At 38.6% G+C, this 24,161-nt stretch carries 13 protein-coding genes; 10 read left to right on the forward strand and 3 right to left on the reverse strand.

Annotation, left to right across the window (positions count from 1 at the left end):
• Window positions 1–34: 34 nt before the first annotated feature.
• From ACNOGP_RS04785 to ACNOGP_RS04795, 3 genes are all read left to right on the forward strand, one after another.
• Window positions 35–256, forward strand: a complete 222-nt coding sequence (locus tag ACNOGP_RS04785; protein WP_007762394.1) for a DUF4248 domain-containing protein — start codon at window positions 35–37, stop codon at window positions 254–256.
• 552 nt (window positions 257–808) lie between these two features.
• Window positions 809–1,294 carry an HU family DNA-binding protein gene (locus ACNOGP_RS04790; protein ID WP_007762388.1) on the forward strand — a complete coding sequence of 162 codons (486 nt, stop codon included), beginning with the start codon at window positions 809–811 and terminating at the stop codon, window positions 1,292–1,294.
• Window positions 1,295–1,587: 293 nt separating this feature from the next.
• Window positions 1,588–3,363: an oxaloacetate decarboxylase gene (locus ACNOGP_RS04795; RefSeq protein WP_418214214.1), complete on the forward strand. Its 1,776-nt coding sequence runs from the start codon at window positions 1,588–1,590 to the stop codon at window positions 3,361–3,363.
• A gap of 28 nt (window positions 3,364–3,391) precedes the next feature.
• Here the strand turns inward: ACNOGP_RS04795 and ACNOGP_RS04800 are convergent, their stop codons facing one another.
• Window positions 3,392–5,305: a rhamnogalacturonan lyase gene (locus ACNOGP_RS04800; protein WP_418214215.1), complete on the reverse strand. Its 1,914-nt coding sequence runs from the start codon at window positions 5,303–5,305 to the stop codon at window positions 3,392–3,394.
• Between the two features lie 248 nt (window positions 5,306–5,553).
• On the opposite strand from ACNOGP_RS04800, the gene ACNOGP_RS04805 reads away from it, so the two are divergent.
• A complete protein-coding gene (locus ACNOGP_RS04805; protein ID WP_418214216.1) occupies window positions 5,554–6,675 on the forward strand; it encodes a glycoside hydrolase family 88 protein in 1,122 nt (373 codons plus the stop codon).
• A 34-nt stretch (window positions 6,676–6,709) separates the two neighbouring features.
• Window positions 6,710–9,685, forward strand: a complete 2,976-nt coding sequence (locus ACNOGP_RS04810; protein WP_418214217.1) for a glycoside hydrolase family 2 protein — start codon at window positions 6,710–6,712, stop codon at window positions 9,683–9,685.
• 153 nt (window positions 9,686–9,838) lie between these two features.
• On the opposite strand, the gene ACNOGP_RS04815 is transcribed toward ACNOGP_RS04810, so the two are convergent.
• Together ACNOGP_RS04815 and ACNOGP_RS04820 are read right to left on the reverse strand one after the other, a co-directional pair.
• Window positions 9,839–11,422, reverse strand: a complete 1,584-nt coding sequence (locus ACNOGP_RS04815) for a glycoside hydrolase family 28 protein (protein ID WP_418214737.1) — start codon at window positions 11,420–11,422, stop codon at window positions 9,839–9,841.
• A gap of 41 nt (window positions 11,423–11,463) precedes the next feature.
• Window positions 11,464–13,518, reverse strand: coding sequence for a glycoside hydrolase family 2 protein (locus ACNOGP_RS04820; protein WP_004302677.1), 2,055 nt, complete (start codon window positions 13,516–13,518; stop codon window positions 11,464–11,466).
• A gap of 248 nt (window positions 13,519–13,766) precedes the next feature.
• On the opposite strand from ACNOGP_RS04820, the gene ACNOGP_RS04825 reads away from it, so the two are divergent.
• From ACNOGP_RS04825 to ACNOGP_RS04845, 5 genes are all read left to right on the forward strand, one after another.
• Window positions 13,767–15,281, forward strand: a complete 1,515-nt coding sequence (locus ACNOGP_RS04825) for an SGNH/GDSL hydrolase family protein (RefSeq protein WP_418214218.1) — start codon at window positions 13,767–13,769, stop codon at window positions 15,279–15,281.
• Window positions 15,282–15,296: 15 nt separating this feature from the next.
• A complete protein-coding gene (locus tag ACNOGP_RS04830; RefSeq protein ID WP_004302675.1) occupies window positions 15,297–16,259 on the forward strand; it encodes a polysaccharide deacetylase family protein in 963 nt (320 codons plus the stop codon).
• Between the two features lie 125 nt (window positions 16,260–16,384).
• On the forward strand, window positions 16,385–19,525 hold the full coding sequence (locus tag ACNOGP_RS04835) for a SusC/RagA family TonB-linked outer membrane protein (protein WP_008646719.1): 3,141 nt from the start codon (window positions 16,385–16,387) through the stop codon (window positions 19,523–19,525).
• A 14-nt stretch (window positions 19,526–19,539) separates the two neighbouring features.
• Window positions 19,540–21,159 (forward strand): RagB/SusD family nutrient uptake outer membrane protein, encoded by a 1,620-nt coding sequence (locus ACNOGP_RS04840; RefSeq protein ID WP_099147575.1) that lies wholly within the window; start codon window positions 19,540–19,542, stop codon window positions 21,157–21,159.
• A 30-nt stretch (window positions 21,160–21,189) separates the two neighbouring features.
• On the forward strand, window positions 21,190–24,153 hold the full coding sequence (locus tag ACNOGP_RS04845) for a glycoside hydrolase family 2 protein (RefSeq protein ID WP_117512477.1): 2,964 nt from the start codon (window positions 21,190–21,192) through the stop codon (window positions 24,151–24,153).
• The last annotated feature ends 8 nt before the right edge of the window (window positions 24,154–24,161 follow it).

A 24,161-nucleotide genomic window follows, 5' to 3' on the forward strand; every position in this document is an offset into this window, starting at 1 on the left:
ACAATAAAAAAACAAATTAAAACTTTAAAAACGAATGAGACGAATCTTATCTTTTGCTGCACTTGCCGCGTTGTACTTCCCCGGGTGTAGAACCAGTAAAAATGCAGTGCGTTGTCTGAGCCGATGGATTACAGGCTGTAACCTTTTGGTCAAAGAACTTGTACCGACCGGTTATATGCCGTATAATCATCGTTATCTGACAATGAAACAGTATAAGATTATAACAAAACATCTAGGAGATCCTTATGAGGATTAGGGCATAGACGACCCGATGAAAAGCTTGAGGCTGCAACCTTTTATGAGGTTTGCAGCCTTTTTTGTTGCATAAATTCAATGTAGCTCTCTATAAAATCCCAATTAGAGTTTTTAATAAACGTGGATACCGTTTTTAATAAACCCCTCAAAAGTTTATTAGAAACTGAAAAATAGTTTATGGAAAAAAGATAAACTTTTTTCTGTACATTAAAATGTTTGGAATCTAAGTTCTTTTTATTTGATTCCTACTTTGGTAAATAGGTGTTACATGACCAGGGGTTGTCTTAATTTGACAAGTATATGATTTATGGAATAATGAACATTCAACATGATATGAACGTATATATTGGGAATTTAACTATTTTGTTTATTGTGCTGATTATTAGCGGTATACATTGCGGTAATGCACATCTCCCAACAATGAAAGGAGACAAAAAGGAGACGAAAGGGGACTGAACGTTTTTCGCCTGATGTACCTTTGCAAAGTCATTCAAACAAAGAGAATGGCATACAGATAACCTTTATTTTTTTAACCATTTAAACTTTAACAATTATGGCTTTAGAGTATGTAGTAACAAAAAGAGTGTTCGGTTTTGACAAAGACAAAAACGAAAAGTATGTGGCAAGATCGGTTCGTTCCGGTAGAGTAAATTTCGCCAAAATGTGTCGTAAGGTGAGTCAGCTTTGCGGTGTCCACCGTAAGGTAGTAGATTTGGTAGTCAGTGGGCTGGTAGATATTATGGCAGAGGATATTGATGATGGAAAGAGCGTACAGTTAGGTGAATTCGGTATCTTTAATCCTACTATCCACACGAAGAGTGCGGATGATGCAAAAGATGTGTCGGCGAAATCAATCCTTCAAAGAAAAATCAATTTCTATCCTGGCAAAATCTTCAAAGATACATTGGCGGAAATGAGCATTACCCGTCGTGAAGAAGTGGAGACCGATTATACCAATGGGGGCGGAAACGGTGGCAATGCCGAGAATCCTGATGATGGGAAAGGTGATAATGGAGAGGCACCGGATCCTGCAGAATAATTGAGTAGGGTTTTGTGTTAGTATTGGCTTTAGAGTAGTGGAATGCACAGAGAATCGACTGATTGTTGATAATCTGTGCATTTTTTATATACTATGCTTTCGTTTGCTAGAACAATTTGATTTATTATTCGTTGTTATTAAAGATAAATAGGAACATATCTAGCATTATGATATAAAACATATCTTTATATCCTTATAAAATATGGATTTTGTTGACTATATGTCAGGATAATATCTTATATTTGTCTATGTGAAGTTAACCGAAGAAAAAAATCATTTTATTACTAATTGCGATGAAAAAGGAAATCAAATTCAGTCTTGTTTATCGGGATATGTGGCAGTCTTCCGGTAAGTATCAACCTCGCGTTGACCAGCTTGTACGTATAGCTCCATTGATTGTTGAAATGGGTTGTTTTGCAAGAGTTGAAACGAATGGAGGTGCTTTTGAGCAAGTGAATCTGTTGTACGGTGAAAATCCTAATAAAGCCGTCCGTGCTTTTACCGCACCTTGTAGAGAAGCGGGCATTCAAACGCACATGCTCGATCGCGGATTGAATGCGTTGCGTATGTATCCGGTTCCGGCAGATGTGCGTAAATTGATGTATAAAGTCAAGCATGCGCAAGGAGTAGATATCACACGTATCTTCTGCGGACTGAATGAGACAAGAAACATAATTCCTTCCATCAAGTATGCTCTGGAAGCGGGCATGATTCCGCAGGCAACCCTTTGCATTACATATTCTCCGGTACATACTGTTGAGTATTATACACGAATAGCCGATCAGCTGATTGAAGCCGGTGCACCTGAGATTTGTTTGAAAGACATGGCGGGTATCGGTCGTCCCGGTATGTTGGGGCAACTGGTCAGGACCATTAAGGAAAGACATCCGGATGTACTGATACAATATCATGGTCATAGCGGACCGGGATTGTCTATGGCATCTATCCTCGAAGTTTGTGAGAATGGTGCGGATATCATTGATGTGGCTATGGAGCCCATGTCTTGGGGTAAAGTGCATCCGGACATCATTTCGGTACAGGCGATGTTGAAAGACTTAGGTTTCCAGGTTCCCGATATTAATATGAAAGCGTATATGAAGGCCCGTGCCATGACACAGGAATTTATAGATGATTTTCTGGGCTACTTCATGGATCCTACCAACAAATATATGTCTTCCCTCCTTTTGAAATGCGGTTTGCCGGGTGGCATGATGGGTTCTATGATGGCAGACCTGAAAGGGGTGCATTCCGGTATCAATATGATATTGAGGAGTAAGAACGAACCGGAACTTAGTCTTGACGACCTGCTCGTAATGCTTTTCGATGAGGTGGAATATGTATGGCCTAAGTTGGGCTATCCTCCTTTGGTGACTCCTTTCAGCCAGTATGTGAAGAATGTTGCACTGATGAATCTTATGCAGTTGGTAAAAGGAGAAGAACGCTGGACAATGATAGATAACCATACTTGGGATATGATCCTAGGTAAGAGTGGACGTCTGCCGGGCACGCTTGCTCCGGAGATTGTAGAACTGGCTAAATCGAAAGGATATGAGTTTGTCGATACTGATCCTCAGTTGAACTACCCGGATGCTTTGGATGACTACCGCAAGGAAATGGATGAGAATGGCTGGGAGTATGGAGAAGATGATGAAGAACTTTTCGAGCTGGCCATGCACGACCGACAGTATCGTGATTATAAATCGGGTGTTGCCAAAAAACGTTTTGAAGAAGACCTGCAACGTGCCAAAGATGCGGCGATGGTGAAGACCGGTTATTCAGAGGAAGAAATAAAGAAATTGAAGCGTGCCAAAGCAGACCCGGTTATCGCTCCCGACAACGGACAGGTGCTTTGGGAAGTTTCCGTAGAAGGACCGTCCATTGCCCCGTTCATCGGACGTAAATATCAGCACGATGAAGTATTCTGTTACCTATCCACTCCGTGGGGAGAATACGAGAAGATTCTGACCGGATTTACCGGACGTGTGGTGGAAATATGCGCACAGCAGGGCGCTACTGTACGTAAGGGAGATGTTATCGGCTATATTCTACGGAGCGATATCTTTGCGTGAGTATTTGATGAGAGACAGACTGAAGATGTTATTTCGGTGTATACATATTTGGCCAAGGTATATTCTTCAGTCCGTCTCCAATATAGAATCCCAAATGAGGCGGTTGATTATATCCTACATTTTGCCAGGTAATTCCCAAACGATAAACAGGATCATGCATTAGTGTGTACAAACGATGTTTTGTGGGAATTGTCGTGGTATATATGCGTAGCTTGCTTGGATCGTTGGCGTCATAAAATACTATTTCCTCCCGCCAATCACCGAAAAGATCGGCACTGACATTAGGAGTTCTTTTAGAACCGTTGCAGTGCATTGCACCGGGAAACTTATGAATAGTTACTGCCTTGTTGCCATTCCATTTAGAAAGATTGGTTCCATTCAATATTTCATCCTGTAAGTCGCCATCCCAGTAAATACGGAAACTGATGCCGGGCTTGTTATCGGAAATCTTTTCTCCTTTGCAGTTATAGACCCCCGGTGCGCCGGAACTCCACATCTCGAATCCACGATGATTCGGATCAATATCTGCGGCTAATCCGCGACCATTATCGCCTTTGGTAGGACCACCCCAGAGAATTTCTCCCGTTCGTGCATCATGCATTTCATAACCGTATGTCTGCCACGCTTCTTTCTCTTCATGCACTTCCCATACTTGATAGCCGGGACGATCGGGATCTAAATTGGCTACATGCATAGCATCTCCATGTCCGAGCCCGGTGCGATAAAGTAATGTTCCATCGTTATTGATAGCACAAGAGCCATAGATGATTTCATCACAACCATCTCCGTCCACATCTGCCACTGCTAAGTTGTGATTTCCCTGTCCATAGGCCCCTTCTCCTTTTATGTCAGAGATATGTTCCCATCGTTTCACCAACTTTCCGTTGATAAAATCGTAGGCAACCAGAGTTGTTTTTGCATAATAGCCGCGACACATTACAACACTTGGACGTACTCCATCCAGATAAGCAACACAAGCGAGAAAACGGTCTACGCGATTTCCGTAACTATCTCCCCAGTAACTTACCTCTCCACGTTTTACTTCGTAAGGAATGGTATGGAGTTCTCCCCCTGTCGTACCACTAAAAATGGTGAGATATTCCGGCCCTTCGAGGATATAACCGCAAGTTTTATAGTTCATGCTTAAATCTCTCCAATCCCTGTCGGGATCATCCGAACCGAGAAAGAGTTTCTTCCCTTTTCCGTCTATGGTTCCCGGTGCTGTCTTACAGATGAGTTCCGCTCTGCCGTCACCATCGAAATCATATACCATGAATTGCGTATAGTGAGACCCTGCCCGGATATTCTTACCGAGATTGATTCTCCATAATTGCTTACCGTTCAATTTGTAGGCATCCAAATAAACAGGACCAGTGATACCGGAGAAGGAATTATCAACCTGATTGGAAGGATTCCATTTTACGATGATTTCATATTCTCCATCACCGTCCAAATCTCCTACACTACAGTCTCCCGGAACGTATGTGTATTCCTGTCCATTGGGAAATTCTTCTTTGACAGCAGGTTTCTTTGCCCGGTTATATGTGATATTAGGTGGCGTGACTCCTCCTTGCGGACGGTTCAGTTGAAGGGTTAAAAAATCCTTTGCCCAAGGACTGACCTCTTTGGAACCTGTTCCTTCTTTTCCTTTACTAACTGCTTTGACTACATATTTATCCGTTAGTTTACCAGCTTTGTCCATTAGATTGGTTGCATCTTTTGCAGATACGGTTTTGAATAACTTTCCGTTTTTGTAGACATTGAAAGCTACTCCTTTTTCGTTACCTGATAAACGCCAGCTGATGAAAACACCATTATCGGTTTGGACAGCCACCACTCCTCTGTCTAATGCTTCCATTTGACGTTGTTTCCCTTGTGCCGGATGTATTCCTTCGAAAAGGAACAGTATGATAAGGATTGAATAAAAGACTGCATTTCTCATTTTTCTTTTTATTTAATGTGTAATATGTCCTTGTAAAGATGCGATGCACAAAGGAAGACATTTCTAATAAACATTAGCTGTACAAATATACAAAAACATGGAAAATACTACTAATTCACGCTTTTGTATCTATGTTTTCGGTTGATTTGAATTGTAGTCAATGTATTAGTACTCCTTTCTATTTGGCTCTTACGGCTTCCGCCTACTTTTGTAGAAGAGAAGAAATATAAATAATTAAACTTATATTTATGAGAAGACAATTACTTTTTGTTTTAGCATTATTAATCGGGGGAGGATTTCTTTCCGCCCAAACTCTTCCGGACCGGAGAGAGACATTGAAAGTTTTAATCAAGGTGAATGATTGTTTCATGAAAAAGTATGCCGATTATACGCGGCCTAGTTATGTCGGAAAATTCCGTCCCAGTAATATTTGGACCAGAGGGGTGTATTATGAGGGATTGATGGCTTTGCACACTATTTATCCCCGTTCGGATTATTATGATTATGCGTATGATTGGGCTGATTTCCATAAATGGGGATTAAGAGGTGGAAATACCACTCGTAATGCAGACGATCATTGTTGTGGGCAAGCTTATATAGAGTTGTACAAGATTAGTCCTGAATCGGATAAGATAAAGAATATCAAGGCAACGATGGATATGTTGGTCAATACGCCACAGGTGAATGATTGGACCTGGATTGATGCAATACAAATGGGGATGCCCATTTTTGCTCAATTAGGTAAACTTATTGGTGAGCAGAAGTATTATGACAAAATGTGGCAAATGTATTCCTGTTCGCGGAATAGTATTGGCGGTGGTCTGTTCAATCAGAAAGAAGGATTGTGGTGGAGAGACGCTAATTTTGTTCCTCCTTATAAAGAACCGAATGGTAAGAATTGTTTTTGGAGTAGAGGTAATGGATGGGTGTATACCGCTTTGACAAGGGTGTTGAATGAAATTCCGGCTAATGAATCTCACCGTAAAGAGTATGTCACTGATTTTATGGCTATGAGTAAAGCCTTGAAAGCTTGCCAACGGGAAGACGGTTTTTGGAATGTGAGCCTGCATGATGAATCAAATTATGGTGGAAAAGAGGCTTCCGGTACTTCCTTATTTGTATATGGTATGGCATGGGGAGTGCGGAATGGTTTATTGGATAAGCAGGAATATCTGCCTGTTATTATAAAAGCATGGAATGCGTTAGTAAAAGAGTGTGTACATCCAAATGGTTTTCTCGGTTATGTACAGGGAAGCGGAAAAGAACCTAAGGATAGTCAGCCTGTAACTTATAAGAGCGTTCCGGATTTTGAAGATTATGGAGTGGGCTGTTTTCTGTTGGCAGGTACGGAGATTTATAAACTAGATTGATGATAGACTTGGTGAAATATTGATATATTGGAATATGGGAAGATTTAAGTTTTTGAAGTTATTGCTTTTGTTACTGCTGATACCTATACTACTAGTGGCTAACAATAGGGAGAAATATAATTTTAACTCTCAATGGTTAGTGCATATTGGTGATGTTCAAGGAGGAGAAAAGCAGTCTTTTGCTGATAAAGATTGGAAGAAAATTACTTTACCTCGCGCATTTAATGAAGATGAGGCTTTTAAAGTTGCTATTAGAGAAATGACAGATACCGTTTCTTGGTATCGTAAACATTTTAAGTTACCAAAAACAGCAAAGGGAAAGAAAGTCTTTATAGAGTTTGAAGGAGTGCGTCAGGGGGCTGACTTCTATTTGAATGGCAAACATATCGGACTACATGAAAATGGGGTGATGGCTGTTGGCTTTGATCTGACACCATATTTGAATTTTTCAGGAGAGAATGTAATTGCTGTGCGTACTGATAATGATTGGAAGTATAAAGAGCGGGCTACCGGAAGCCGATATCAATGGAATGATAATAACTTTAATGCTAATTATGGCGGCATCCCTAAAAATGTATGGTTACATATTACGGATAAGTTATATCAAACATTACCTTTATATAGTAACTTACAAACGACAGGAGTGTATATCTATGCTACAGATATACGTACTAAAAGCCGTAAAGCATTGGTTAATGCAGAGTCTGAAGTACGTAACGAATATGATAAATCGTGTAATGTGGGATATGAGGTCTGTGTATATGATTATGATGGTAATTTAGTAAGTACTTTCAGAAGTGCCCCGGTGGTAGTAAAACCGAAGGAGACAGTAAAGCTAAAAGCTGCTAAAGAATTGGAGAACCTGCATTTCTGGAGTTGGGGATATGGTTATCTTTATGATGTAAAGACAAGGTTGATAGTGAATAACAGAATTGTTGACGAGGTAGTGACTAAAACAGGTTTCAGAAAGACTCGTTTTGGTGGTGGAAAGATATGGCTGAATGACCGAGTTTTGCAAATGAAAGGATATGCCCAGCGTACAAGTAATGAATGGCCGGGGGTAGGCATATCGGTGCCACCTTGGATGAGCGACTATTCTAATGGTTTGATGATTGAGCATAATGCGAATTTCTTTAGATGGATGCATGTTACACCTTGGAAACAAGATGTTGAATCTTGTGACAGAGTAGGAGTGATACAAGTAATGCCTGCCGGAGATGCGGAGAAAGATGCAGTTGGCCGTTGGTGGGGGCAGCGTTTGGAATTAATGCGTGATGCTATCATCTACTTTAAGAATAATCCGAGTATACTGTTCTATGAATCGGGTAATGAGTCTATAAGTCGTGAACACATGCTTGAAATGATTGCTATCCGGGATATGTACGATCCTTATGGAGGAAGAGCGATAGGCTCCCGTGAGATGTTGGATATTCGTGAAGCTGAATGGGGAGGTGAAATGCTTTATATAAATAAGAGTGAACATCATCCGATGTTTGCTACCGAATATTGTCGTGATGAAGGTCTGCGTAAGTATTGGGATGAATATAGTTATCCTTTTCATAAAGAAGGAGCAGGGCCTTTGTATAGAGGACAGGATGCAAGTGTCTATAATCGTAATCAGGATATGTTTGCTGTAGAATTGATCCGGCGATGGTATGATTATTGGTGTGAACGACCGGGTACCGGAAGGCGGGTTAGTTCCGGTGGTGCTAAAATTATTTTCTCGGATACACAAACGCATAGCCGTGGTGAAGAAAATTATCGCAGGAGTGGAGTCGTAGATCCATTGAGAATACCTAAAGATGGATTTTTTGCTCACAAAGTCATGTGGGATGGCTGGGTTGATAAGGAAAAAGAACATACATATATCATTGGTCACTGGAATTATACATCCAAAGTGATTAAACCTGTGTATGTAGTTTCTTCAGGTGATAAGGTAGAATTATTTGTCAATGGTAAATCAAAAGGATTTGGTAAACAGGATTATCGTTTCTTATTTACGTTTGATTCAGTCCGCTGGGAGAAGGGAGTAGTTGAAGCTGTGAGTTATGATGAGAATAATAAAGAATTGAGCCGTTATTCTGTAAAAACGATAGGAGATCCCCATCATTTGAAACTTACATTTATGCATGGACCGGATGGGCTTTTTGCGGATGGGGCTGACTTGGCTATACTGCAGGTGGAGGTAGTAGATGCAAATGGCGATAGATGTCCACTTGCTGATAATATGATTAAATTTGATTTGCAAGGACCTGCCGAATGGCGTGGAGGTATTGCGCAGGCTATAGACAATTATGTATTGGCTACAGAACTACCTGTTGAGTGCGGTATCACAAGAATTTTGATTCGTTCGACTGAACAGGCAGGGAAGATTGTGGTAAAAGCTATGGCAGCAGGTTTGCCTTCAGCAGAATTGTCGCTGATGTCCAATCCAATTGAGGTGAAAGATGGACTTAGTCAATTTTTTCCAAGTGAAAAATTGACTAGCCGGTTTGATCGTGGTGAAACACCGTTAACTCCTTCTTATCAGGATTCAAAAGTAGATGTAAGAGTAAAATCTGCTATTGCTGGAATAAACAGTGAACAGGCTATTCATAGTTATGACAGTAACGAATTAAGTGAATGGAAAAATGATGGAAAACTGAGTACGGCATGGATTACTTATCAGTTGGAGAGAAAAGCAGAGATAGATGATATTTGCATTAAGTTGACAGGTTGGCGGAAACGTTCTTATCCTTTAGAGATTTTTGCAGATGATGAACTTATTTGGAGTGGAAATACGGAAAAGAGTTTAGGATATATTCATCTATCCGTCAAGCCTGTGCAAACGGATAAAATAACTATCAAGTTGAAGGGAGAGGCAAAAGAATCGGATGCTTTCGGACAAATAGTAGAAGTTGTTGAGCCTAATGCTGGTGATCTTGATCTTCTTAGAGCAAAAGGTGGTGAACAGACAAATAATGAATTGAGAATAGTGGAGGTTGAATTTCTGGAAACGCTGAAGAAATAAATAGGATTGCGTTTGTTTAAGGTTGCCCTGGCTAGTTCTTTATTTGAATTGGCTGGGGCTTATTGTTGGAAGATTATAAAAAGAGCATCTCATTTTTATTTGAGATGCTCTTTATTTACCTATTGAAAAACAGATTAGAGGGAAATACCTAAATTAACGAGTGAGTTGTTTTACCTTTATTGGTTTTTTATGTGTGCATACTATTTTTGATTTTTCGTCCTGATAAACAATATTTTTTGATTTTTCACCTCTAATGTTGGTATATAATTCTCCTGCAGGAACTGTAAAAAGGACATTGTCGAATAAGATATTCTGTCCGTCTAGAATACTAATTTTGTTATCTTGTGAGTTGATTTCCAGATTACGTAAGATAAATCCGTTAACGTCGTTCATTGCAGTAATGAGTTTTTGACTATTGATTTTTCCATTTTCTATAAGAATATTACTACAGGGTACTTCTGGAATTCCATTGATACTTAATACCTTATTAGCTGATTCTACGATAAAGTTTCTTATCTTGATATCTTTTATAATAGGAGTCAGTTTGTTTACTGCCCTTGGTGGGATACGGTTGGCTAATTCGCCCATATATCGTTTGCTGCCAAGCAAATCCCACTTAAAAGCTTCTCCTACATTCGTCATGCGTATATTTTCATATAGAATATCAGATACTCCTCCGGCTCGATTGCGGCGGGTTTTAAACCGTATTCCTACTTGTGTTCCATCGAACACACAGTCATGTAGGTAAATATTCTCTATTCCACCTGCAGTTTCACTTCCACAAGTAATGCCACCATGTCCGTCTTTGGCCAATGAATAGCGGATTACGACATTCTCGGTAGCCTTACCTACACGTAGTCCATCCTCAGCGCGTCCGGCTTTTAAAGTGAAGCAATCATCTCCACAATTGAGTGTGGAGTATTCTATCAGTACATTCTTACAGGATTCAATGTCGATACCATCGCCACTGGGAACTCCAATCGAATTTACAGTAATACCACGGATTATTACATTTTCACAGTAAATCGGACAGATGTTCCAGAATGCGCTGCGTTCCATAGTAATACCTTCAACCAATACATTAGTACAGTTAATGGGCGAGATTGTTTTTGGGCGATAGAATCCCCTTCCGTTCATACCGTCAAATATTCGTTGCGCTACCGGAGTGGTTGACGATATGTCATTTTCAACTACAGTATTTCCATTAGGTAGTTGTCTGATCTCCGCATTCATAGCTGGACCATAAATAATGCCCTTGCCGGTCACAGCTATATTATTTTCTCCATTTGCATAGATGAATGCCCCGGCTCCCATAATTTCAATTCCTTCGTGGCGAGTGAACACTGCAGGTAAATAACTTTCTACAGTTCCGGGAAATTCTATTTCGGCTTCGTCTTCTAAGTGGAGGTTCACATTGCTTTTTAGCACAATACGCCCTGATTTCCATTTCCCTTTGGGGATGACGACAGTCCCCCCCCCTCGATTGTGAACGTCCATGATCGTTTGATTGACAATAAGAGTGATAGGTTCATCTGCTTTGGCTCCCTTATCTGATATGTTGACTGTCAATTCAGGAAAGACAGGCCTTTTAAGATCAGGCATCTGAAACGGTATTTTGCCAATAGGGGCAATTTCTTCCGGCATGGCAATGGCGCCTACCTTATCTATAGTTACAATCTTTGCAGATTCGACTTGAGGCTGACAAGAGACTGACAAAAAGGGAAGTGTCAAAGCCATTAATAAATACGGTTTATAAATTCTCATAACTATCAAGAAGTTTATTTAAGTGTCCATATACAAGTATCATTCAATATTTCTTTTCCGGACTTCCCTTCTACACGAATGACATTTTCTCCGGGAGAAAGGGTTATATTATCCCATATGATCCGGTTAACCTTATCTTTTTTCTGTTTACCGATTTTTTTGTCATTAAGATACAGAGTTGCCTCATTTAGGTTGCTATATACTTTGACTAACGTGTTTGGATTAGTACGTTCGGTGAATCTACGGCTACAAATGTAGAGCATCGGTTCCGAATTCCAGTTCGCTTTATAAAAGTAGAAGACATCTTTTTTTACTTTGCGATCATAGGTAATAGTACCTTTGTCGTTAATACCATCTGTATCTCCTTCCTGTCGGATAGAGGATTGTGCATCTGCGAATTGCCAGATAAACTTAGCCCATAAATAGGGGCGTTCGGTAAATGCTGTCCAATAACCTTCGTGACAGATTGCCTGATATTCTTCAGGATGTTCTCTTTTAGGACGTTGGGTATTATGGTCGAGGGGACATGCGTGTTGATGGATACTGGCGCCGGCTCCATATTCCGATACTCCCACTGGCTGGTTATTAGAGTTCTTTTTTACATCATCAAAAAACTTTTCGGCAGATTGTTGAGAGGTTTTCCAACCGAAATATTTATTCCAAGCAATAAGATCGGAACAACCCAGATAATTAGTTTGGTCTACACAAGTTGCAAAAGCAGTCAGACGGGACGGATCCAGTTTTTTATACAATTCATTAATTTCTCTAACAAAAGGAACCGGATTATCATATTCTTGAAATTTCTTATTGTCGGTAATCAATAGCTCATTGAATATTCCCCAAAAACAAATAGAAGGGTGATTGAATTTTTGATATACCAGTTCTTTCAGGGATTGCCTGGCGTTATCCTCGAATCCTTTATTGTGTAAATAGCCGGTATATGCATATCCGCCGGGACCGCACATCGGGATTTCTGTCCATAATATAATTCCGTTTTGATCGCATAAGTCGTACATGGGTTCTGCGTGTGGATAATGTGCCAAACGCATAGCGGTCGCACCTACTTCTTTTATCAGGCTTATGTCTTTATCATAATCTTCTTGCTGTAAAGCACTTCCTTTACCTTTTACATCCTCATGACGGCAGAAACCATAGAGGTTCAGGTATTTTCCGTTTAGGAAGAAACCTTTTTCCGGGTCAGCATGAAAGTAGCGGAATCCCGTTTTTTGAGTTACTTTATCAATTACTTTGTCGCCATCATATAGTTCTACTGATACGTTGTATAAATAAGGATTCTCTTTTCCATTCCAAAGAATAGGATTAGTGATTGTAAGTGGCTGTTTGACGGTCTCCTCACTGACTGCTGTTATATTGCTGGTCACTTCTTTTCCATTAGTATCTGTGATGGTTGTTTTCAGTTTCAGACCGGATTTTACTTCTTTTAAAGAAAGAATACTCTCTACACAGATTTCGGCTTGTTGCTTGGTAATTCTATTCTGATGGATAAACACTCCTGGCGAGGCATAGAATACAGGAGAGATGCAATTCTTTTCTGTTATAATCAGATGACAAGGACGGTGGATTCCACCGTAGATATTAAAGTCTCCGCTAATTGGCAGGATGTCTGTACGATATGCATTACTTACCCACACTTCCAGATCATTATTACCATTCTGTACAAAATCTGTGATTTCGAAGCAAAAAGCTGTGTAGCCACCTAGATGTTGTCCTACAGTCCGGTAATTTATGAAAATGTCAGCGGCAGAATTGACACCTTCGAAATAGAGGAAAAGTCGTTTATCTTTCATTTCCGGAGTAATTTCCAAATCACGTTTATATACCATCATTTCCCGATTGTATGTTGTGGTACCTTCCAGATAATTCGCATTCCAAGTGTGAGGAAGGGTTACCGGAGTAAGTGATGCATCTTTCTTATTACTGGTGAGTGGTTTATATCCCCAGCCTTTATCCAATAGAATAGAGGTGCGAGGATGGTTCTCTGCAAGGATAGAAGAATGGAACAAGAGCCCGATAATAACGAGGCATAAAGTGGATAATTTGTGTTTCATAAATTATTAAGTTATAATTATTATGCAGAATTTTTATTGGCAAATATAGGGCGTTGTATTCTCTTATTCCTGTAATATAGTACGAAAACAAGTATTATGATGCAAAACAAATCGCAAAAATCAGGTGATGGTATATTTTGAACAGGAATACATATAAATGTATGGTGATTAAGGCTGTATTCATAAATTTGCGCTTCTTTTGCATAGTAAGAGCTAAAATAATGAAAGCTAGTAAAAATAGAATAATCATGAGAAAGATTACGTTTATATTTCTTTTGGGGGGCTTGTCATTTTTACAAATGTTTGCTCAAAATAAAATGATTTGTGATAATGCAGTGGAGACTAATTGGGATTCTGCACTGAAGAACGTGGAGATTCCTTCTGTTAAAGATGGCACTATTCGGCGAGCACTTATGTATGAGACTATTTGCAAAAGTCCTCAGCCTTTGGTGGTGAATCTTGATACTTGGAATAATGATTCTGTACAGAAGAATCCTTTAATCAAAGAAATTATAGCTCGTGGCTGGAATTATATTCATCCGAATTTAGAAGAAGTCAATCAAGAAGTGAGTGTAGTGAGTATTCTTGAAATGTTGGCCCATATTGAGGATGCAATTCGATATGCATTAAGACAAACCAATGCCAATCCCAATGATGTTCATATAATAGGTTCAGGAAAAGGTGGTGTTGTGACATTGGCAAGCTACATGAATCTTAACTATCCGGTGAAATCTTTTTCGGTTTGGGGAGCACTGAATGTAGATTTATCTTTAGAACATCAATGTTTGATTGAAAAGCGTAAAGATGCCCGATTGTTTATCTATGCTAAGATGAATGGGGGAGATAAAGATTCTCTTTCTGTTACACCATCTTTGAATATATACAATCGATTAGTTGGAGAGTTAAAATATGGAATATTGAATATGGATGATATTAAGATGAAGGCGGTTAATGATCCTAGCCTTATATCTTGTTACGAAATATTTGATTTATTGGGTGAACGTAGTAATTTTGACTGCAAAAAGAATAGAAGGATGTTTGGTTGTGATGTCTATTTGATACGTAAGTATAGTAACATACAGTTAACAGTTCTTGAGAGTGATTATGATCAAATTCCTCAGGCTTTAGGTTTGATACCTTACAATAAAATTACAGACCTAAAATATAATATCCTGACTATTGGTGATTCTAATGGACAGAAAAAAGATGGTTGGGTTGCACAACTGAAGAAGATGTTACCGGAATCTACAATAATTAATTATTCAGAAGCCGGGCGTACTATTGGGTTTGACAATAATGGTAAGGAAAGATTGAATGGACTTAAAAATATCAATTCATATTTAGATCAGGCACAAGTTGAAAAGAAAAAGTATGATTATATTATTTTGTGTTTAGGAACTAATGATACAAAAAGAATATTTGAAGCCAGGCAGAATGAGGTTGTACTAAATTTTGAGAAACTTCTGAATAAGATAAAAATGCATAATCTGTATAAAGGTTCGGATACAAAATTAATTTTCGTAACTCCTCCTCCTCTCAGAGAGAAAAATATTAGTCTAAAGTTCCAAGGAGCTAGTCAGAGATTAAATAATTTGATACCGGAATTGATGTATATGGCTTCCAAAAAAGGTTTTAGTGTGGTTGATGTATATCATCCGTTATTAGGAATACTTGATTATTATGCTGGTGATGGAGTGCACATGGCAGGGGCTGGACAAGAAATTGTCGCCTCTAAAATAATTTGTACAATAATGGATAAATAGATAATTAGAAAAGTCATGAAAATATTCTTTTTCCTTATTTTAAACCTTATCATTTGTTCTAATTCTGCATTCGCTGCAAATAGGGAGGTTTATGTAGCCAAATATAAGCATGATAAAATATGTGCTATTAGTTATACATTTGATGATGGGTTGGCAGAACATTATACAATCGTTTTTCCAGAATTGGAAAAACGGGGTTTTAAAGGAACTTTTTGGATATGCGGCTATTATACGGAACAGGGAATGGATGCAAAGGTTCCTCGAATGACTTGGATGCAATTGAAGGAAATGGCAAATAAAGGACATGAGATTTCCAATCATAGTTGGTCACATAAGAAAATGTCACGTTTGCCCTTAGCTCGTATTAAAGACGAGATAGAGAAAAATGATAGTGCAATTTTTGCTAACATTGGTATTATGCCTGTTACCTATTGTTATCCATATAATTATAAGCCAGATACGATTTCTCAGATAGCTTCTGAAAATAGGGTGGCAACACGTGTGAAACAATTTTCGATAGGTGGAAGTAAGGCAAGTCCTCAACGGTTTGCAAAATGGTTGGAAGACTTAATAAAAAACAAGGATTGGGGAGTAACCATGACCCATGGCATTAATTACGGATATGATGCTTTCAAGTCACCTGAATTATTTTGGGAACATTTGGACGAAGTGAAAAATATGGAGGATAAAATTTGGATAAGTACTTTTCGGCAAATCGCTTCTTATATAAAGGAGAGGAAAGAAATACAACTGAAAGTATCAGATAAAAAAGATGTGCTGGTTATTACTCCAAAATTGAAGCTAAATAAGGAACTTTTTGCGGAACCATTAACAATGATAGTCAGAAAGGAAGGAGTAAAAGGAGTAGTTGTTACCCAAAATAAAAAACGACTATCAGCAAATATCTTGGGGGATAAAATTATTTTTGATTTTAATCCTTATGATGGTTTAATAAAGGTGCGTTTAATTGAAAAATAGGATTCTGTACCATCTATTTGTACTGGATTGCATAATTAAAATATGTTCCTGTACTACATTTGCAATGTGAAAATCACAAAATTGAATGTTTAAATTAAGTTTTTACTAATATGAAAATGAAATGTATGAAAAGCACAGAGTACGGCATTAGTTGTTTAAGTAGAGGAACTTTGTTTCTCTTTCTGCTAACTGTCTTTGTTTTGCAATCAGTTACGTTACTGGCTCAAAATGATCGTACTATCAGGGGTACAGTAATTGATGAAAATGAGGAACCTGTTATTGGTGCAACGGTTGTTGCTATCGGTACCAACCGTTCTACTATTACAAATCTGGACGGTGCTTTTGAATTAAATCTTCCATCTACAGTTAAAACTCTGGAAATTTCTTTTTTAGGATATAATAAAGCAAAGGTCCAGTTGAAAGCACAATCAACTTATAAAGTTCAATTGACAGAATCATTGGTTCAATTAGATGAGGTAGTAGCTATAGGGTATGGTTCTGCCAAGAGAGGTAATCTGACAGGTTCTGTGTCCAAAGTGGATGCTTCGAAAATTGAAAATCGTCCGGCGCCGAATATTGCTTCTGCATTGCAAGGTATGCTTTCAGGGGTGGAAATCCGTTCAACAAGTGGAGCACCTGGAGAAGAGCTTGAGATTCGTGTACGGGGAGCAGCATCGATTAATGCTGATGCGGTACCTTTATATGTATTGGATGGGATTCCGGTAGATAATCTGGGGAGCATTAATCCGAACGATATTGAGTCGATTGAGGTGTTAAAAGATGCTTCTTCTTCTGCTATCTATGGTTCACGTGGTGCAAATGGCGTTATTTTGATAACGACGAAAACTGCATCGAAGTCTGATAAAGTACGTGTTGATTTTTCTGCATCTTATGGTATTCAGCAATTGGAGAGAAGGGTAGATGTTTTGAGTCCGGAAGAATGGATTGATTTTCGTACTGCATATAATAATTATAGATATGTAGAGAAATATGCTGCAAAAGGAGCTACTGCTAATGATGATTGGGAAACTCGTTTAGCTATGAATGGTGGTAAGATTAGTTATTATTACATGAATGACCCTCGTTGGTCACAGCCTAATTATGGTGGTTTGGCATTGATAGACTGGCAGGATGAGTTTTTTCGTTTGGCTCCTATACAGAATTACCAACTATCTGTATCTAATGGTAATAAGAATAGCAAATACCGTCTTTCGTTGGGATATATTGATCAGCAAGGTGTTGCTATTGAAACAAGCTATAAACGTTTGAATCTACGTGCAAATGTAGAGTCTCGTTTGTTTGATCGTATCACAATGGGATTTAATATTGCTCCGACTATGACTTGGAATGAAGGAGGGAGCATTGAAGGAAAAGATCAACAGGCGCAGAAAGTTTTGTCTATGTGTCCTATAGCTGAGCCGGAAGCAGGGGTATATGAGGGTGCAGAGCCTTATGATAGTTATTTGTGGGCTAGTTCCAATGTGAGTCCAATAGCTTTTATGGAGCAGAATGTTAATCATCGGGAAAATATTAATGTAAACTCTTCTGCTTATTTGAAAATTGATTTATTGAAAGGGTTAAAGTTGGAAGCAACCGGCTCTTATATTTTTTCAAGTCAGCATAGACGTATCTTTACTCCAAGCTCAGTTCTGAAGAAATGGGAAGTGGGTGAAGGATATCATACAAGTGCAAATCGTTCTGATACACGTTCCCATAAATATTTGTTCCAAACGATATTGAATTATAACAGAACTTTTCGCAAGCATACGGTAGGCTTGATGGCTGGTTACTCTATGGAGTCTTCTTCTGGGGCATCAAGTAGTTTGTCTGCAAAGCAATTTGCGGATAACTCTTTAGAAGTTTTTACTTTGAATGATCAGGCGATTACCGGAGCATCTGCTACTTTAACGACTCCTAGCCGTTTACTTTCTTATTTCGGACGTTTTCAGTATGAATACGATAATCGCTATCTATTGACAGCGAGTATTCGCCGGGATGGTTCTTCGCGTTTTGGCAGGGAGAATAGATGGGGTACTTTTCCTGCTGTATCAGCAGCTTACCGTGTCTCGAATGAGAAATTCTGGCCTAAAGATTTTGTGATGAATCAATTAAAGGTGCGTGCAAGCTGGGGACTGAATGGTAATAATTCCATCTCTAATGGTGCTGCATTAGGATTGATGGAAAGTGCAAATTACTCATTGGGAAGTTTGGTTAATGGCTTTGCGCCAAGTTCTATTGACAACGAAAAACTGGGTTGGGAAAAGACACATAGCTGGAATATTGGTATAGACCTAGGATTCTTTAATAACCGTATTGTGCTGGCTGCCGACTATTATGATAAAACGACCAAAGATCTTTTGTATAAAGTTTCTGTTCCTGCCATTATGGGATTCACCAAAGCTTGGGGAAATATTGGTAGTATAGGAAATAGAGGTTTTGAATTGGAACTGACAACTCAGAACTTGACAGGGAAGCTGAATTGGAGTACATCCTTAAACGTTTCTTATAATAAAAACGAGGTAAAGAGTCTGGGAGAAGATAATACTACTGTATTTATTGGTTATAGTGATTCTAATACTCAGGTATTTATGGTAGGTCAGCCATTGAGAGCTTATTATATGTATGATGCTGTCGGAGTTTATCAGACTAAAGAAGATTTGAAGAAATATCCTACCATGACAAACTCACAGGTGGGAGACGTGAGATATCGCGATGCTAATGATGATGGAGTTATTAATGACCAGGATCGTACATTAGTAGGTAAACCGTCGCCTGATTATACTTTTGGTTTCACAAACTCGTTCAGATATAAAGATTTTGATTTGTCTATTCTGCTTACGGCTCAAACCGGTGGTAAACTTTACAGTGTGTTAGGCCGAGCTATGGACCGTCCAGGTATGGGAGCTTCTATTAATGTATTAGCTAAATGGAAGAATATGTGGAGATCGGAAGAAGAACCGGGAGATGGAAAAACTCCAGGTATTGATAATAAAAATACAAGTTCGTTATATGACTCACGGTGGTTATATAGTACAGACTTTATAAAGATAAAAAATATTACTCTTGGTTATCGTATTCCCGTTAAAAGGTTTAAATATCTTAGCAGTGCCCGTTTGTATATGTCGGCAGAGAATGTTTGGATGTGGGATAAATATGACGGGGGATTCTCTCCGGAATCTAATAATGGTGGTAAAACTGCAGATTATGATTATGGAGCTTATCCTCAGCCAAGAACGATTACTTTGGGAGTTAATGTTACATTTTAATAAAACGGAAAATTATGGAATTGTATAAATACATATTAGGTGGAGCTTTATGTTTAGGATCGCTCTTTTCATCATGTAGTGATTGGTTGGAAGTAGAACCAGTAGACACTCGTACAACAAACTATTATTATAAGACACCCAAAGAGATGGAACAAGCGTTAATGGGGATTTATAATGGATTACTTCCTGTGTCGGAATATTCGTTATTAATGTCGGAACTTCGCTCTGATAATGTTTGGTGTGGTGAATATACCGGAGCCCAACGGGATTATTTGGCTATTAGTACCTATGATCCTAATTTGGCTATTACTTCCACTATAAGTGGAGCATGGGAAGAATTATATCGGATTGTATATCGTACCAATGTATTTCTGTCAAAAGTTGATGGAGTAACATTTATCATAGAAGGAACAAAAGAACAGATGATAGGGGAAGCGCGTTTTTTAAGAGCGTTGGCCTATTTTGATTTGGTACGCTATTTTGGACGCATACCTTTGACTCTATCTCCTTTGACTATTACCGAGGCTATGTCTGTTCCACAATCAGAAGCGCATGAAATTTATGAAAAAGCCATAATACCCGATTTAGAATATGCTATAACTAGTTTAAATGATGCTCCTACTGATTATTTGGGAAAGGCAACTTCCACAGGACGCGCTACTTTGCAAGCTGCACAGTCTTTACTTGGCAAGGTTTATTTAACTATGGCAGGTTATCCTTTATATGATGAAAGTAAAAAAGAATTAGCAAAAGACTTATTTGAGAAAGTGATAGATTACGCTGACGCAAAAAAGAAATTTTGGGCGAAAAATGCTGATGAGTGGAAGAGGATATGGATTAGTGACAATGATAATAAATATCATATATTTGAGATTCAATATATCGCAGCTAAAGATTATGGTAATCCGATGGCAGGTATATGTACTCCTAAACTTCCCTCCCAATATACCGCAGTACAATTGGCAGGATGGAGCATGGGATGTGCAGATGGTTTGAAAGAACTTCTGGGGGAAGAGAAAGATGCAGAAGGACATTACTTGGATGTACGTTGTCTGGCAACTATTGATACAACGAAATTTGTCAATAAAGACAACCCAAACCAAATTACTAGATATTCGGGCGATGATTTCTTTATTAAATTTATGGAACATAAGATTAAGAGACAGGAACTGGGATATTCTGATATTGATGGGCAAATAATAGATCGTACTTATTTCCCTATTAATTATCCATTAATTCGGTTGGAAGATGTCATGTTAATGTATGCGGAGATTGTGGGGCCTACGGATAGGGGGATAGATATGGTAGATAGGATTCGTACTCGTGCCGGCTTGAGTGAATTAAGTGATGCGGAGAAAGTACCGGATAAATTCCAGAAGTGTATAGAAAAAGAACGTCGTAAGGAATTGGCTTTTGAGGGTATTCGCTGGCATGATCTTGTCCGTCATAATAATTTGCAAGCCGTGAAAGACAAGTTTATGCATTATGCTACAGATTCAGAAGGTAATATCACTCGCCCTCTAGTTGCTCAATATGCTGATCGTGTAAAAGAAGGTACTTATCTTTATCCGATTCCTGATACACAGATGAAAGTGAAAGAAGGATTATATGAACAGAATGAGGCTTATAAGTGATTAAAACATAATTGTTAATTTAGAATTAGTATGAAGAATAAATTTCTTATATTATTGTATATCTTTACTTTTACATTTGCCATTAAAGGATATACAACGGAATGTGGAAAATATAGTTTTAATAACGACTGGCTTTTAAAAGTAGGCGATATTCCTGATGCACAGAAAAGTCAGTTTAAAGATGATGATTGGAGCAAGGTAACACTTCCGAGAGCTTTTAATGAGGATGAAGCATTCAAAGTTTCGATAGAGCAACTGACCGATACGGTTATGTGGTATCGTAAACATTTTAAGATTGAAAATCGAGGCAATCGGAAAGTGTTTATTGAGTTTGAAGGAATACGTCAGGCTGGTGATTTTTATTTGAACGGACATCGTTTGGGAAAGCATGAGAATGGTGTAATGGCAGTAGGTTTTGATTTAACACCTTATATGAAAGACGGAGATAACGTGCTAGCTGTACGTATTGATAATAACTGGCAATATCGTGAGGTGGCAACAAAAGCCAAATTTCAGTGGAATGATCGTAATTTTAATGCTAATTATGGCGGTATCCCCAAAAATGTTTATTTGTATGTAAAAGATAGCGTTTATCAAACTCTTCCATTATATAGTCACTTGAAAACAACAGGAGTATATGTTTATGCGACTGATATAAATATAAAAGACCGTAAAGCAAAGATTCATGCGGAATCCGAGGTAAAGAATGATAGTCGTGAAGTTCGTCGGTTTAGTTATCAGGTGACATTAATTGATGCAGACGGTAAAATTGTAAAATCCTTTAGAGGTTCTGATATAACATTAAAAGCTGGAGAAACAAGAATAGTTAAAGCTGCCGCCGAAGTCGGAGATTTACATTTCTGGAGTTGGGGATACGGTTATCTTTACATGGTGAAGACTGCACTTGTAAATGCTCAGAAACAAATCTTTGATGAAGTAACAACGCGTACAGGTTTTCGTAAAACTAGATTTGGAGAAGGAAAGATCTGGTTGAATGATCGTGTCATACAAATGAAAGGGTATGCTCAACGTACTAGTAATGAATGGCCTTCGGTAGGAATGTCTGTTCCGGCATGGCTTAGTGACTATTCAAATGATCTGATGGTAAGAAGTAATGCTAATTTTGTTCGTTGGATGCATGTTACACCATGGAAACAAGATGTAGAATCATGTGACCGTGTTGGTCTTATTCAAGCCATGCCTGCTGGAGATTCAGAAAAAGATAGGGAAGGTCGCCAATGGGAGCAACGTACGGAGTTGATGCGTGATGCGATCATTTATAATCGCAATAACCCGAGTATTTTGTTCTATGAATGCGGTAATAACTCGATTAGCCGAGATCACATGCTGGATATGAAAGCTATTCGGGATAAATATGACCCGTTTGGTGGTCGTGCTATTGGTTCCCGTGAAATGTTAGACATTCGTGAAGCTGAATGGGGAGGAGAAATGCTGTATATCAATAAGAGTAAACATCATCCGATGTGGGCTACGGAATATTGTCGTGATGAAGGACTGAGAAAATATTGGGATGAATATAGTTATCCGTTTCATAAAGAGGGAGATGGTCCTTTGCATCGCAATCAACCAGCTACCAGTTATAATCATAATCAAGATGAGTTTGCAGTTGAATTAATTCGTCGTTGGTATGATTATTGGCGTGAACGTCCCGGAACGGGGGAACGAGTTAGTTCCGGTGGAGCAAAAATTATCTTTTCTGATAGCAATACCCATCATCGTGGTTCGGAAAATTATCGTCGTAGTGGTGTGACTGACCCGATGCGCATTGAGAAAGATGGCTTTTTTGCTCATCAAGTGATGTGGAATGGTTGGGTAGATACAGAAAACCACCAAACTCATATAATTGGTCATTGGAATTATCCGCTAGATACAGTGAAACCTGTGTATGTAGTATCTACAGGAGAAGAAGTGGAATTGTTTCTTAATGGGGAGTCTTTAGGTAAAGGCAATCGTGATTATAATTTCTTATTTACTTTTGATAAAGTTGCATTTAAACCGGGCAAATTAGAAGCTGTAAGCTATGATAAAAAAGGAAAAGAATTGAGTCGTTGTACTTTGGCAACTGCGGGTGAACCTGCGAATTTGAAATTGACAGTTATACAGAATCCCGATGGTTTCCAGGCAGATGGAGCTGACATGGCTTTAATTCAAGTGGAAGTTGTAGATAGAGAAGGAAAGCGCTGTCCACTGGACAATCGAATCATTAAGTTTAATTTGAAAGGGGAAGCTGAATGGCGTGGTGGCATTGCACAAGGTGAAAATAATTATATTCTTAGTAAGAATTTACCAGTTGAATGTGGTATAAATCGTGTCTTTGTCCGTAGTACTACAAAAGCAGGAAAAATAATATTAACTGCGAAAGCTAAGGGACTTCCCGATGCTTCTGTTTTATTGGAAACAATCCCTGTTACTATAAAAGATGGTTTGGGAACTTATTTACCTCAATATACATTGAAAGGGAGATTTGATAAAGGTGAAACACCTCGAACTCCATCTTATAAAGATACAAAAAAAGAAGTACGCATTGTTTCTGCCAAAGCGGGTGCTAATACACAAGATGTAGAAAAGAGTTATGATGATAATGAACTGAGTGAATGGGGTAATGATGGTGCGTTATCAACTGCTTGGATTACTTATAAACTTGAACGTGTAGCAGAGATTAATGATATCTGTTTGAAATTACGGGGATGGCGTAGAAATAGTTATCCGTTGGAGGTGTATGCAGGGAAAACGTTGATTTGGAAAGGAAATACGGATAAAAGTTTGGGTTATATTCATTTGGAAACTATTCCGGTACGTACAGATGAAATAACAATCTCTTTAAAAGGTAGTGCTACAGAAAGTGATGCATTTGGTGAAATAGTGGAAGTGGCAGCTACAGTGACCAATAAAATGGAACTACAAGATAACAAACAGAAGGGAAAACGTTATCTTAAGATTATAGAGGTTGAATTTCTTGAGAATGTGAAATGATATCTTGC

This window comes from Bacteroides difficilis (assembly GCF_048319815.1).
In the GTDB taxonomy this organism is placed as follows: Bacteria; Bacteroidota; Bacteroidia; order Bacteroidales; family Bacteroidaceae; genus Bacteroides; species Bacteroides zhangwenhongii.

Coding starts and splice junctions, on each gene's coding strand:
- ACNOGP_RS04840 (WP_099147575.1), top strand. CDS start 19,540: ATGGAATTGTATAAATACATATTAGGTGGAGCTTTATGTTTAGGATCG.
- ACNOGP_RS04790 (WP_007762388.1), top strand. CDS start 809: ATGGCTTTAGAGTATGTAGTAACAAAAAGAGTGTTCGGTTTTGACAAA.
- ACNOGP_RS04810 (WP_418214217.1), top strand. CDS start 6,710: ATGGGAAGATTTAAGTTTTTGAAGTTATTGCTTTTGTTACTGCTGATA.
- ACNOGP_RS04820 (WP_004302677.1), bottom strand. CDS start 13,518: ATGAAACACAAATTATCCACTTTATGCCTCGTTATTATCGGGCTCTTG.
- ACNOGP_RS04835 (WP_008646719.1), top strand. CDS start 16,385: ATGAAAAGCACAGAGTACGGCATTAGTTGTTTAAGTAGAGGAACTTTG.
- ACNOGP_RS04805 (WP_418214216.1), top strand. CDS start 5,554: ATGAGAAGACAATTACTTTTTGTTTTAGCATTATTAATCGGGGGAGGA.
- ACNOGP_RS04845 (WP_117512477.1), top strand. CDS start 21,190: ATGAAGAATAAATTTCTTATATTATTGTATATCTTTACTTTTACATTT.
- ACNOGP_RS04795 (WP_418214214.1), top strand. CDS start 1,588: ATGAAAAAGGAAATCAAATTCAGTCTTGTTTATCGGGATATGTGGCAG.
- ACNOGP_RS04785 (WP_007762394.1), top strand. CDS start 35: ATGAGACGAATCTTATCTTTTGCTGCACTTGCCGCGTTGTACTTCCCC.
- ACNOGP_RS04800 (WP_418214215.1), bottom strand. CDS start 5,305: ATGAGAAATGCAGTCTTTTATTCAATCCTTATCATACTGTTCCTTTTC.
- ACNOGP_RS04815 (WP_418214737.1), bottom strand. CDS start 11,422: ATGGCTTTGACACTTCCCTTTTTGTCAGTCTCTTGTCAGCCTCAAGTC.
- ACNOGP_RS04825 (WP_418214218.1), top strand. CDS start 13,767: ATGAGAAAGATTACGTTTATATTTCTTTTGGGGGGCTTGTCATTTTTA.
- ACNOGP_RS04830 (WP_004302675.1), top strand. CDS start 15,297: ATGAAAATATTCTTTTTCCTTATTTTAAACCTTATCATTTGTTCTAAT.